General features: G+C 67.6%; 9 protein-coding genes and 1 riboswitch. Of the genes, 1 reads left to right on the top strand and 8 read right to left on the bottom strand.

Going from position 1 to position 12,763, the window contains the following annotated elements:
- Positions 1–78 precede the first annotated feature (78 nt).
- Entirely contained in the window at positions 79–2,061 is a 1,983-nt protein-coding gene (locus ACFQ24_RS20360; protein WP_380914608.1) for an ATP-binding protein, read from the top strand.
- On the opposite strand, the gene ACFQ24_RS20355 is transcribed toward ACFQ24_RS20360, so the two are convergent.
- The 8 genes from ACFQ24_RS20355 to ftsZ form a co-directional block, all read right to left on the bottom strand.
- Positions 2,018–2,896 (bottom strand): hypothetical protein, encoded by an 879-nt coding sequence (locus ACFQ24_RS20355; protein WP_380915433.1) that lies wholly within the window; start codon positions 2,894–2,896, stop codon positions 2,018–2,020. The genes ACFQ24_RS20360 and ACFQ24_RS20355 overlap by 44 nt on opposite strands.
- A gap of 138 nt (positions 2,897–3,034) precedes the next feature.
- The gene (gene gcvPB, locus ACFQ24_RS20350; RefSeq protein ID WP_380914606.1) at positions 3,035–4,609 is read right to left on the bottom strand and encodes an aminomethyl-transferring glycine dehydrogenase subunit GcvPB; all 1,575 of its coding nucleotides are present in this window, start codon (positions 4,607–4,609) and stop codon (positions 3,035–3,037) included.
- Positions 4,606–5,964, bottom strand: a complete 1,359-nt coding sequence (gene gcvPA, locus ACFQ24_RS20345) for an aminomethyl-transferring glycine dehydrogenase subunit GcvPA (RefSeq protein ID WP_380914604.1) — start codon at positions 5,962–5,964, stop codon at positions 4,606–4,608. The genes gcvPB and gcvPA overlap by 4 nt, the downstream gene beginning before the upstream one ends.
- A 133-nt stretch (positions 5,965–6,097) precedes the next feature.
- Positions 6,098–6,469, bottom strand: a complete 372-nt coding sequence (gene gcvH / locus ACFQ24_RS20340) for a glycine cleavage system protein GcvH (protein ID WP_380914602.1) — start codon at positions 6,467–6,469, stop codon at positions 6,098–6,100.
- A gap of 27 nt (positions 6,470–6,496) precedes the next feature.
- Positions 6,497–7,648: a glycine cleavage system aminomethyltransferase GcvT gene (gcvT, locus tag ACFQ24_RS20335; RefSeq protein WP_380914600.1), complete on the bottom strand. Its 1,152-nt coding sequence runs from the start codon at positions 7,646–7,648 to the stop codon at positions 6,497–6,499.
- 174 nt (positions 7,649–7,822) lie between these two features.
- Positions 7,823–7,923, bottom strand: a riboswitch (glycine riboswitch).
- Between the two features lie 54 nt (positions 7,924–7,977).
- Positions 7,978–9,138: a deoxyguanosinetriphosphate triphosphohydrolase gene (locus tag ACFQ24_RS20330; protein ID WP_380914599.1), complete on the bottom strand. Its 1,161-nt coding sequence runs from the start codon at positions 9,136–9,138 to the stop codon at positions 7,978–7,980.
- 10 nt (positions 9,139–9,148) lie between these two features.
- Positions 9,149–11,083, bottom strand: a complete 1,935-nt coding sequence (locus ACFQ24_RS20325; RefSeq protein WP_380914597.1) for an SPOR domain-containing protein — start codon at positions 11,081–11,083, stop codon at positions 9,149–9,151.
- 118 nt (positions 11,084–11,201) lie between these two features.
- On the bottom strand, positions 11,202–12,659 hold the full coding sequence (ftsZ, locus tag ACFQ24_RS20320; RefSeq protein WP_380914595.1) for a cell division protein FtsZ: 1,458 nt from the start codon (positions 12,657–12,659) through the stop codon (positions 11,202–11,204).
- Positions 12,660–12,763 lie beyond the last annotated feature (104 nt).

The following is a 12,763-nucleotide window of genomic DNA, read 5'->3' as shown; positions in this document are numbered from 1 at the left end:
CGCATGGGACGAGGCATGTTAAGAACGGTTCACATGCGTTGTTTCCCGGCGGCCCTTGTTGGGATAGTGTAACGGTCCATGGCCGACCTTTACACAGAGCCGGAACGCGGATGGCGCCCCCGCGCGCGACGGTCCGTCCCGTTGCTGCTTGCCGCGCTGCTGGTCGGCGCGCTCGGCCTTCTGCTCTACACCGCGAGCAACGCGTCGCGCGACCATGCGCGCGCGTTGGCGGAACAGCAGCATAGTTTCGAGATCATCGCGCTCGCCCGCGGGTTCGAGGCGCGCACCGCCCGCGCCGAAGTGACGCTGGCGCGCTATGTCATCAGCCTGGACCCCGACACCGGCCGCCTGTTCCAGGACGAATGGCGCAGCGCGGGCAGCCAGTTGAAGGCGCTCGGCTATGCCACGCGGGGCACGGACTGGCAGAGCGGCAATGTCGAGGCGCTGCGCTACGCCTTCGCGCAGAGGGGCGCGACGCTGAACGAGATCGGGCTGCGCACCACCTATGACCAGAAGATGGCGGCGCTGGCGCGGTTCCACGAAGCGGGCAAGTCGCGCGACGTGCGGCGGATCACTGCCCTGCTCGACCGGGTCATCAAGGCGGAGAATGACCGGCTGCGCGAACGCAGCCTGGCGGTGACGCTGGCGGGCGACCGGACCGAGACGATCGGCCGCACGTCCCGCCTGCTGGGGCTGGTGCTCCTGATCTGCGTGCTGTTCGCCGCCTGGTTCGCCAATGCCGCTTACAGCGAACGGCGCAAGGCGCGGCAGGCTGCGGAAGCCGAGGCGGAGCGCGCCGACCGGCTGGAACGGGCGGTGGCCGAACGCACGGCCGAACTGTCCGACGCTTATGAGCGGTTGAAGCGCGAGTCGGCGGAGCGCGCGGCGGCCGAGGAGCATCTGCGCCAGATCCAGAAGATGGACGCGGTAGGCCAGCTGACCGGCGGCATCGCGCATGATTTCAACAATATGCTGGCCGTGGTCGTCGGCGGCCTTGAACTGGCCAAGCGCAACCTGCGGCTGAAGCCGGTGGAAGCGTCGCGCCATCTGGACAATGCCATGGACGGCGCGAACCGGGCGTCGGCGCTAACCCGCCGGCTGCTGGCCTTCGCCCGCTCCGAACCGCTGCTGCCGAGCGCGGTCGATCCCGATGCGTTGCTGGCCGGAATGGCGGACCTGATCGACCGCGCGATCGGCGACCAGATCATCGTCACCTTCACGCAGGCGGCGGGCGGCTGGTGCATCTTCGTCGACCGGCACCAGATGGAGAACGCCATCCTGAACCTGTGCGTCAACGCGCGGGACGCAATGGAAGGGCGCGGCCGGCTGACGCTGTCCACCGCGCAGGCGACGGTGAAGGCCGGCGAGATCGGCGATTGCGCGGCGGGCGACTATGTCGTGCTGACCGTGGCGGACGATGGGTGCGGCATGTCGCCCGAGGTGGTCGCGCGGGTCTTCGAACCCTTCTTCACCACCAAGCCCGTTGGCAAGGGCACGGGCCTTGGCCTCAGCCAGATTTTCGGCTTCGTCCGGCAGTGCGAGGGCGATATCCGCATCGAATCCGAACCGGGCAAGGGCAGCAGCGTCCACCTCTATCTCCCGCGCTCGACCAAGGAAGCAACGGCTGGCGATCAGGAGGAGGCGTTCGCCCTGTCGCCGGTGCGCCATCCGCCGACCCGCATCCTGGTGGTGGAGGACGATCCGCGCGTACTCAACCAGACGATGGCCGCGCTTGGCGAACTGGGCCATCTGCCCATCGCGTGCGATCACCCGTCTAAGGCGGTCAGGCTGCTGACCAACAATCCCGAGATCGGACTGATCGTCAGCGACGTGCTGATGCCTGACACCACCGGGCCGGAACTGGTGAAGAGCCTGCCCATCCATCTACAGCACATCCCCGTGCTGTTCGTCACCGGATATACCGGCGACACCGGCGAAAGCGGCGACTTCGAAGGGCATGTGGTGCTGCGCAAGCCCTATACGCTGGCGGCGCTGGGTCAGGCGCTGGCGATGGCGCTCAGCGGATCGCACCTTTCCGGAACAGCCGCGGCAGCAGAGTGAGCGCGCCGATCAGCGGCCAGCGCCGCTGCCACGGGCGGATCGCGATTTGCGTCCCGGCATGGCGGTTGATCTTCCAGGCGAGATAGTCGATGCCGCCGGCATAGGTGAAGCTGGCCTTGGCGAGGCGCAGGACGGACAGTCGCTTGCCCCGGCGTTGAAGCCGCCCCCAGAGGGCCGGCGTATCGGGTGGCGACGGCGGCAGGCCGTCGGCCAGCGCCGCCTCCCCGAACCGGCGATAACGGTCAGGATCGGCGTCCACGATCGACAGGGAGCGGCCCGTCTTCTCGGCGCGCAGCTCCGCATTGTAGGTGAGGCCAAAGCCAGTCTTCCAGAGGGCGAGCGCGTCTTCCCCGTCCTGGGCCATCGGCCGCGCGAGCGAAAGGAGCGTCGGCGCGGCCTGCGCCACGGCGGCGATCGCGCGGCGGCGGGCAAGGTCGTCGGCCGCCCACAGCAGGCGCGAGGGCTGCGCGAAACGCGCCCAGACCGAGACATTGTCCGCCTGCCGCCCGTTCAACCGGGCAAAGTCCGCCTCCGACAGAACCGCATATTTCGCGATCAGCCCCTGATGTTCGAACGGGAAGACGTTGGGCGGGATCAGCCGGTTGGCCCTCGCCAGCCAGCTCTTGCCATAGGCGGCGCGATAATCCGACACGATGAGGTAGAAATCGAGCATCAGCCCGTCGAGATTGGCTTCGCGCAGGCACGAGCCGTAGAAGAGCACCGCGCGGGCCGCGTCAGGATAGCGGGCCGCGAGTGCGCCCGCCATGGCGGCGGCGCGCGGATCGGCCGGGCCGGCGAGTTCCGCGGCGACGAGGGAAGAAAGCTGGTTCGCCATATCTGCTGTGCCCGCCATCGCAGGGAGCCGGCGATGTTTCAATCCCTCTGACGCGGGACCGCCCAACCATAACCCGAAACGCGCGAAGGAGCGGAAGAGCAAGTCTCTCCCGCCCCATCCAATCGCATCAGGAACGGATCATTCCGCCGCCTGCGCCAGCCCCGGCGCTTCCCAGGTCAGCACCGGCTTGCGCGCGGCGAGCGTTTCGTCCAGGCGGCGGCGCGGCGCGTGATAGGGCGCGCCCTTCAGCGCCTGGTCCCCGGCCTTGGCGCGCTCCGCCAGGCTGCGCAGCGCGAGGATGAACTGGTCGAGCGCTGCCTTGCTCTCGGTCTCGGTCGGTTCGACCAGCATTGCGCCATGGACGACCAGCGGGAAATACATGGTCATCGGGTGGAAGCCCTCGTCGATCAGCCCCTTGGCGATGTCGAGCGTGGTGAAGCCTTCGGCCAGCCCCTTGTCGCTGAACAGCGCCTCATGCATGCATGGCCCGCTGCCGCCGAAGGGCGCATCCAGCACGTCGTCCAGACTGCGCAGGATGTAATTGGCATTCAGCACGGCATCCTCCGCCACCTGCCGCAGGCCGTCCGCGCCGTGGCTCAGGATATAGGTCAGCGCGCGGGTGAACATGCCCATCTGGCCGTGGAAGGCGCTCATGCGGCCGAAGCTCTGCGGCATTTCTTCGCCCACATTCTCCTCCTCGATAAGGTGGATCGTGCCGTCCGCCATCCGTGCGGTGTAGGGCAGCGGACCGAAGGGCGAGAGCGCCTCGGACAGCACCACGGGGCCGGAGCCGGGACCGCCGCCGCCATGGGGGGTGGAGAAGGTCTTGTGCAGGTTGATGTGCATCGCATCGACGCCAAGGTCGCCGGGGCGGACCCGGCCGACGATGGCGTTGAAGTTCGCGCCGTCGCAATAGACGAAGGCCCCGGCGGCATGGACCGCGTCGGAAATGACCTTCATGTCGCGCTCGAACAGGCCGCAGGTGTTGGGGTTGGTGATCATCACCGCCGCGACGTCCGGCCCCAGCCGGGCTTTCAGCGCTTCCAGGTCGACGCGGCCTTCGGGCGTCGCGGGGATGTCCTCCACCTTGTAGCCGCAGAAGGCGGCGGTGGCGGGGTTGGTGCCATGGGCGCTTTCGGGCACCAGCACCACCTGCCGCGCGTCGCCGCGCGCCTCCAGCGCGGCGCGGATGCAGAGCAGCCCGCACAGTTCGCCATGCGCGCCGGCCTTGGGCGTCATGGCGACGCCGTGCATGCCAGTCAGGTCGATCAACCAGAAGGCAAGCTGGTTGATGACGGCGAGCGCGCCCTGCACCGTCGATTGCGGCTGGAGCGGATGAATATCGGCAAAGCCGGGCAGCCGGGCCATCTTCTCGTTGAGGCGCGGGTTGTGCTTCATCGTGCAGGAGCCGAGCGGGAAGAGGCCGAGGTCGATGGCGTAATTCTGTCGGCTGAGGCGGGTATAATGGCGGACCGTCTCCTGCTCCGACAGGCCGGGAAGGCCGATGGCGTCGGTGCGGGCGAGAGCGCCGAGGCGGCCGGCGACCTGCGGCGCGGCATCGAAATCCACGCCGGTCGTATCGGTCGAGCCGATCTCGAAGATCAGCTTCTCCTCCAGCATCAGCGCGCGATTGCCGGTCGCGGTGCCCGGCGCCATATGCGCGCCCGCGACGGGCGCTGGGGTCGTGGGACGGCCTTCCTTGAGCATGGTCATGCCAGTTCCTCCTCAAGCGCCTTGGCAAATGTTTCGATGTCCTCGCTCGTCACGGTTTCCGTGACCGCGACGACAAGGCCGTGGCCCAGTTGCGGCGCGTGTGGGAAGAGGCGGCCGAGCGACACGCCGCCCAACACGCCACGGTCGGCGAGGCGGCGGACGGTTTCGCGCGCATCCTCCGACAGGAGCAGCGTAAATTCGTTGAAGAAGGCATCGTTCAGCAACGTCACGCCGGGCACCTTCGCCAGCCGGTCCGCAGCCTCGACCGCACGGCCATGGTTGAGCGCGGCGAGCTGGCGCAGCCCCTTTTCGCCCAGCAGCGTCATGTGGATGCTGAAGGCGAGCGCGCAGAGGCCCGAATTGGTGCAGATGTTGGATGTGGCTTTCTCACGCCGGATATGCTGTTCGCGGGTGGAGAGCGTCAGCACGAAGCCGCGCTTGCCCGCCGCGTCTACCGTCTCCCCGCACAGGCGGCCCGGCATCTGGCGGACATATTTCTGCTTGCAGGCGAAGAGGCCGAGATAGGGCCCGCCGAACTGAAGACCGACGCCGATCGACTGGCCTTCGCCCACGACGATGTCCGCGCCCATATGACCCGGCGCTTTGATCGCGCCCAGCGCCACCGGCTCGGTCACGACCGCGACCAGCAGCGCGCCCGCCGCATGGGCGGCCTCGGCCAGCGGGGTCAGGTCAGAAATGCGGCCGAGGATGTCGGGATATTGGACGACGACGCAGCTCGTATCCTTGTCGATGGCTGCGATCAGCGCGTCCATGTCGGTCGCGGCGTCGAGCGTCGGCGCGTCATGCACCAGTGCGTCGCCGGTGAATTTCGCCATCGTCTGCGCGACGGAGACATAATGCGGGTGCAGGCCGGAGGAGAGCAGCGCCTTGGCGCGCTTCGTGACCCGGCGCGCCATTCCGATCGCTTCCCAGCAGGCGGTCGATCCGTCATACATGGAGGCGTTGGCAACGTCGCAGCCCAGCAGGCGCGCGACCTGCGTCTGGAATTCGAACAGCACCTGCAGCGTGCCCTGCGCGATTTCAGGCTGGTAGGGCGTGTAGGCGGTCAGGAACTCGCCGCGCTGAATCAGATGATCGACGCTGGCGGGGACATGGTGGCGATAGGCCCCTGCCCCCAGGAAGAAGGGCGCTTCCCCCGCCGACAGATTCTGCCGTGCTAGCGCGCTCATGTGGCGTTCGACGGCCAGCTCGCTGGCATGGTCCGGCAGGCCGGGAATGGTGCCGGGCAGCCGCGCTTCGGCGGGCACGTCCACGAACAGATCGTCGATCGACGACGCGCCGATGACGGAGAGCATCGCCTGCCGGTCGCTGTCGGTAAGGGGTAGGTAGCGCATTTCATTCTCCACTCCCCTCACCCCTTCATCTCCCCTCCCGCTTGCAGGAGAGGCCGGGGGAGGGCCTGTTACGGAGACGGCGCCACACGCCCTCCCCTGACCCCTCCCGCAAGCGGGAGGGGAAAGTAAAAGATCAAAGGCTCGCGACGAACTTCTTGTAGGCGGCTTCGTTCATCAGGCCTTCCAGCTCGCCAGCGTCGGTGACGCGCAGCTTGAAGAACCAGCCATCTTCTTCCGCATCGCTGTTCACCAGCGCCGGCTCGTCGTCCAACGCGCTGTTGGTTTCGACGACTTCGCCCGAGATCGGGGCATAGACATCCGAAGCGGCCTTGACCGATTCCACCACCGCGGCGTCATCGCCCTTTTCGAAGGTCGTGCCTTCAGCCGGCAGTTCGACGAACACGATGTCGCCCAGCTGCTCCTGCGCATAATCGGTGATGCCGACCGTGGCGATCTCGCCCTCGACATCGATCCATTCATGTTCGTCAGTGAAATAACGGCTCATCGATATACTCCCCTTGGCGAAAAAGGATCAGGCCTTGCGGCGATAGCGGTGCGGCACGAACGGCATCGGCGCGACCGCGGCGGACAGGCGCTTGCCGCGCACCTCGATTTCGAGCGGCGTGCCGATGGCGGCATGGGCCAGGTCAACCCAGCCCATGGCGATGGGTGCGCCGACGCTGGGCGCGAAACCGCCAGACGTGACTTCGCCGACGACAGCCGACCCGGCGTGGATCGTCGCGCCCTCGCGTGCGGGCAGGCGGCCATCTATCTTGAGGCCGACGCGCTTGCGGGCCGGCCCTTCGGTCAGTTCCTTCACGACGCGCGCGTGGCCGATGAAGCCCCCCTCTTCGCGCCGGCGCTTGCCGATTGCAAAGCCCAGGTCCGCGCCGATGGTGCTGACGGCGGGGCTGAGATCGTGGCCGTAGAGCGGCAGACCTGCCTCCAGCCGCAGCGAATCGCGCGCGCCAAGGCCGATGGGCTTGACTTGCGGCAAGGCGCAGAGCGCGTCGGCGAGCAGCGCGACATCCTGCGCCGGCACGCTGATCTCGAACCCGTCCTCGCCGGTATAGCCCGACCGGCTGATCCACAGCGGGACGCCCCGCCAGGTGAAGAGGCCCGACTGCATGAAGAGAAGATCGGCGGTTTCGGGGATCAGCGCCGCTAGCGCCTCGCCCGCCTCGGGGCCTTGCAAGGCGAGCAGAGCCTGCTCGTCCATATGGTTCATCACGACTTCGTCGGGCAGATGTTCGATCATCCAGCCGATATCGTCATATTTGGTCGCGCCGTTGACCACCATATAGATGGCCGCGCCATCGAAGGCATCACCGCCCAGCCGCGAGACCATCAGGTCGTCGAGGATGCCGCCTTCCTCATCCAGCAACATCGAATAGCGCTGGCGGAAGGGCTTCAACCCCTTGATGTCAGCGGGCAGCAGATGCTCCAGCGCCTCATCCACGCCCTCGCCGGAGAAAGTCAGTTGGCCCATATGGCTGACATCGAACAGGCCGGCATGGTCGCGCGTCCACAGATGTTCGGCCATGATGCCTTCATACTGGATCGGCATGTGATAGCCGGCAAAGCCGACCATCCGCGCGCCCTGCGCCCGGTGCCAGCCATCGAGCGGCAGTTCCTGCAACGGCAGCTCTTCTTCCAGATGGGCGATGTCGTCGTTGGCGGTCATGAAGGGCCGGCCTTTCCGTGATGAGTCGCGTGGCGACAGCCATGGTCTGCCCGAAGGGCATCCTTGCTGCCACCCCCTCTGTCACGGGACCTGAGAGCTTTGACCAGCGGCCTTGCGGCCACATGGCTTACCCCTTCGGTGGGACGGGAAACCGTCCGCTTTCCAGAGCGCCCTGCGCGCGATGCGGTCCTTTGGCCTGAGAGATTCCGGGGCGGTTGCTCCTTCGGCGACGGGCGACGCCTGAAAGGCGACCCATACTCTCCCGCATCGTGCCCGCCCGACGAATCCGGCGGAGACATGCAGCGCCTTGCGGCAAAGGACGGGGCGCGTCAATCCGCCAGAACGGGAACGCCATAGATTTCGGCGTGGCGCTTTTCCGCGTAGCGATCCGTCATGCCGGCGATGAAATCGGCGATGTGGCGGCTGCGGGACGGTTCCTCCAGCGCGCAGTCGTCGCGCCATTCGTCCGGCATCAGCCGGGGATCGGCCTGATAGGCGCGGAACAGGTCCGCGACGATCACGCGCGCGCGATCGGCGGCGGCCAGCTGCTCGGGATGATGGTAGAGCGTCGCATACATGAAGCGCTTGAGGTCGCGTTCCTGCGCGGCCAGCTCGGGCGAGAAGCAGACCAAAGTGTCCCCGAAGGCGCGGACATCCTCCACCGTCTCCACCCCCGACGCGGCGATGTTGCGGCGGGTCGCTTCGATAAGGTCGTTCGCCATGACGCCGATCTGTTCGCGCACCAGTTCGCGCAGCAGCCGGTCCTGCGGCACATCAGGATAACGGGCGCGCACCCGGTCCCAGCAGCGCGCGACGAACGGCACCTCCAGCAACTGGTCCAGCACCAGCAGGCCCGCGCGCAGCCCATCGTCTATGTCATGGTTGTCATAGGCGATATCGTCGGAAATTGCCGCCAGCTGCGCCTCCAGCGAAGCATGGCTGGGCAAGTCCAGCGGGAACATCGCATCCAGCTCCCGCATCGCCCAGCCGGGTTTCAGGACCGGGCCGTTATGCTTGGCGAGGCCCTCCAGCATTTCCCAGCTGAGATTAAGGCCCCGGAAACGCGGATAGGGACTTTCGAGCAGCATCAGCGTGCGCAGCGTGTGCGCATTATGATCGAAGCCGCCATGCGCCTCTAGCGCGACTTCCAGCGCATCCTCCCCGGCATGGCCGAAGGGCGGATGGCCGATGTCGTGGGCAAGGCAGAGCGCTTCGGTCAGATCCTCGTTGAGGCCGAGCGTGCGGGCGGTGGTGCGGCCGATCTGCGCCACCTCCAGGCTGTGGGTCAGGCGGACGCGGAAATGGTCGCCATCGGGCGATACGAACACCTGCGTCTTGTGGCGCAGGCGGCGGAAGGCGATGGAATGGATGATGCGGTCGCGGTCGCGCTGGTAGACGTCGCGCGGCCCGCGCACCTCGCCGCCCTCTTCGCCATGGAGGCGGCCGCGGCTTCGATCGGGATGGCAGGCATAGGACGCAAGGCTGGTCATGCCCGGCCTCTTACTCGCCTCCCAGCCTTTCCACCACCTCCCCGGCGTCGCTTTTCCACGCGAACACGTCCGCGCCGTCGGCTCTCAGCTTCGCTTCCAGATCCTTGGCGCGGGTGAAGCTGGAGAAAGGCCCGACCAGCAGGCGGTTGGTGCGGCCCCAGCTGGCGCTCCACGCATCCTGCGGGGCAAGGCTGCCATATTTGCCGCGCAGCCGCTTCATGGTGAAGCCGAGCGCGGACTTGCTCTGGCCTACGCCCACCTGCAACCAGTTGCGCGAGGGGTTGGCGGCAAGGCGCTTCTTCTCTTCCGCCTCCTTCTTCGCCTTGGCGTCGGCTTCGGCCTTTGCCTTGGCCGCAGCCTCCTTCTTCGCCTTGTCGGCCGCTGCCTTGGCGGCGGCCTGCCGTTCGGCACGGCGCTGGGCCTGTAGGGTGGCGATCTCATCCAGATCGACCGCCGCGACGCTGGTCGCCCGTTCCGTTTCGGGGACGTCGATCGCGCGGATGATGTCCGCGAGCGTGCGGGTCGCCTCCGGATTGGGCTGCGGCGCGGCCGGCGCGGCTGGTGCCGTTGAGGATGGCGGCGTTGCAGCGGCGAGCGCGGCTGGCGCGGGTTGCGACGGCGTCGGGGAAGAGGGCACCGGCGATGGAGATGCAGTCTGGCGCGCGCGGGTATCCATCGACTCGAAACCGGGCGCTGGCGGCCCCTGAACCTCGCCTCTCGCTGCGGAGGCCGGTCCGCTCGCCGCTGGCGTGGCCGAGGCGTAAGTGGAGGGCGAAGGCGCAGGCACGGTCCGCGCAGGCTGCGACGAAGTCGGCTGAGACGGTGCCGGTTGCGACGGGGCCGGCTGCGGCAGAGTCGGCGTCGACTGCGCTGGTGCGGACGCCGTCTGGCCGGGGCGATTCTGGGGCGTAAGCGGCTGCGTGGTGGTGGTGGGCGCGGGCGTACGCGTAGCGGGGGACGGCGGGGTCGTCGTCGCCTGCGCGACCTGGGTCGGCGTTCGGGCGGGCTGCTGCGGGTTGCGCGCCTGCGCCCGGGCGAGCCTTTCGGCCTCACGCTGCTGGCGGCGCTGTTCCGCGCGACTCAGCGGCTTGGCGGGCGCTGTCGTCGGCGCGGCGGCGACGGTCACGGGCGCGCGCGTTCCAACGTTGATGCCCGGCGCGGGCGGCGTCGGCACGATCGCGGCGATGCTGGTGCCGACCTGCTGCGGGAAATGGCCGAAATGGACCGCCGCCGCCTTCTGCGCTGGCGTCAGATAGGGCATTTTCTGCATATAAGGCGTCAGCGCCGTGGCGAGCTGTTCGGGCAGGGTCTGGAGCGCGACCTTCCGCGCGTCCGCCTGCTTGTTGTTCATCGCATAGATGAACGCGCGATAGCGCCACGCCGCCCGGTCGCTTTTATAGAGCAACGGTTCCAGCACCTTGTCGGCAGCCTCCACCTGTCCCGAGATGCCGAGCGAGGCGGCATAGCGGCGGATCAGTTCGTCGTCCTGCGGGGTTCGGGCAAGAGCAGCCTGATAGTCGCGCTGCGCGCCCGCCTGATCGCCGGACATATCCTTTGCCAGCGCGCGGTCCGACAGGATGGTCGCATCGGGATAGCCCAAGCGCGTCGCCTGATCGAACTGGCGCAGCGCCTCGGCCGGGTTCTGGAGCTTCAGCATCACGCGGCCAAGGCCCGCTTTCACGCGGCCGTTGCCGCTCTGGATCGCTTCGGCGCGCGCGAAGAAGCCGGCGGCCGCGCGCGGATCGTCCAGCGCCAGCGCGGCCTCCCCCGCACCGATCAGCGCGGCGATATCGCGCGGGTTGGACGCCAGCCGGGCAAGATTGCTGTTGAGGTCGGCCGCGCCAATGGGGCGAGTCAGTTGCGACTGGTCCGATTGCGCGTGGGCGGAAAGCGGCGCGACGGAGAGGAGAGCAAGGCCGGGGATCAGGAGGGAAATGCGTGTCACGGTGGAGCCTTAACCAGAGTCCTGCTGAATGGGAAATGGACGCCACGAAAAAGCGCGCCGGACCGCCTTTGACGGTCGACGGCGCGCTTTCATGACGACGCGGCGAACCGCGCCTGCCTTATTGGTTGCTCTGGCGATTGAGGAAACGGGGAATGTCCACGCCCGGCGCTGCGGCATCATCCGCACCAGCCGCCTTGTCCGTTCCACGAGTCAGGCCGGCCATGCGCTCGAACAGCGTGCCGCCGGTCGCGACGCGCGGGGCGGGCTGGGCCGGAGCGGCGGGCGCGGCTTGGGTCGCGACAGGTTCGGCGCTGTCTTCGCCCAGCACCAGTTCGTCCTGGTCGGGATCTTCGTCCGAGAAGACGGCGGCGGGCTTAGGCGGCGCGAACGGCGCCGGCGTAGGCTGCGCGGCGGCAGGCTGCACCGGGGCAGGCGCTTCGGGTACGTCCAGTTCCAGCGCCTCGGGCTCCGGCTGCGGCGCGGGCTTGGCGGCTGCGGCCGGCGGCGTCACGCTCGCGCGCGGCGCGGCCGCCGGGGTTTGCGGCACGGAGACGGCAGGACGGCTGGCGAAGCTGAACGGCTGGGTCAGCGGCTGCGCCTGCGCGCCGACATCATTGTCGATACCGGTTGCGACCACCGATACGCGGATCTTGCCGTTGAGATTGTCGTTGAACGCGCTGCCCCAGATGATGTTCGCGTCGGGATCGACCAGTTCGCGGATATGGTTGGCGGCTTCGTCGACTTCCATCAGGCGCATGTCGTCGCCGCCGACAATGGAAACGATCACGCCCTTTGCGCCGCGCATCGACACGCCGTCGAGCAGCGGGTTGGCGATCGCCTTTTCCGCCGCCTGAAGCGCACGGCCGTCACCTTCCGCCTCGCCGGTGCCCATCATCGCCTTGCCCATCTCGCCCATCACCGACCGCACGTCGGCAAAGTCCAGGTTGATGAGGCCCGGCATGATCATGAGGTCGGTGATCGACCGCACGCCCTGCTGCAGCACCTCGTCCGCCATCTGGAAGGCTTCCTTGAAGGTGGTGTTGGGGTTGGCGATCAGGAACAGATTCTGGTTCGGGATGACGATGAGGGTATCGACATGCTTCTGAAGCTCCTCGATCCCCGCCTCCGCCGATTTCATGCGGCGATTGCCCTCAAAGGTGAAGGGCTTGGTCACGACGCCGACGGTCAGGATGCCGCGATCCCGCGCCGCCTTGGCGATGACGGGGGCAGCGCCGGTGCCGGTGCCGCCGCCCATGCCGGCGGTGATGAAGCACATATGCGCGCCTTCCAGCGCCTGCTCGACCGACACGATCGTCTCTTCGGCGGCCGCCTTGCCGATTTCCGGCCGCGATCCCGCGCCCAGGCCCTCGGTGATCTGCGGCCCGAGCTGGATGCGGCGTTCGGCCGGCGAGCTGTTCAGCGCCTGCGCGTCGGTATTGGCGACGATGAAGTCCACGCCCTCCACCGATGCGGCAATCATGTTGGCGATGGCATTGCCGCCCGCGCCGCCGACGCCGATCACCGCGATGCGCGGCTTCAGTTCGTCCACATGAGGCGGGCTGATCTCAATGCTCATAATTACTGCTCCCTCGGCTTCCTCGTCAGGAAGCGACACCGTCATATACTGTTAACACCAGAAAATAGGGGATTTCACCAGCTATTTTCGTCTTCGTCCAATTT

It is taken from the genome of Sphingobium olei (genome assembly GCF_042678845.1).
GTDB classification, from domain to species: Bacteria; Pseudomonadota; Alphaproteobacteria; order Sphingomonadales; family Sphingomonadaceae; genus Sphingobium; species Sphingobium olei.
The sequence above is the reverse complement of the archived record's forward strand: the minus strand, read 5'-3'. Positions and strand labels throughout refer to the sequence as shown.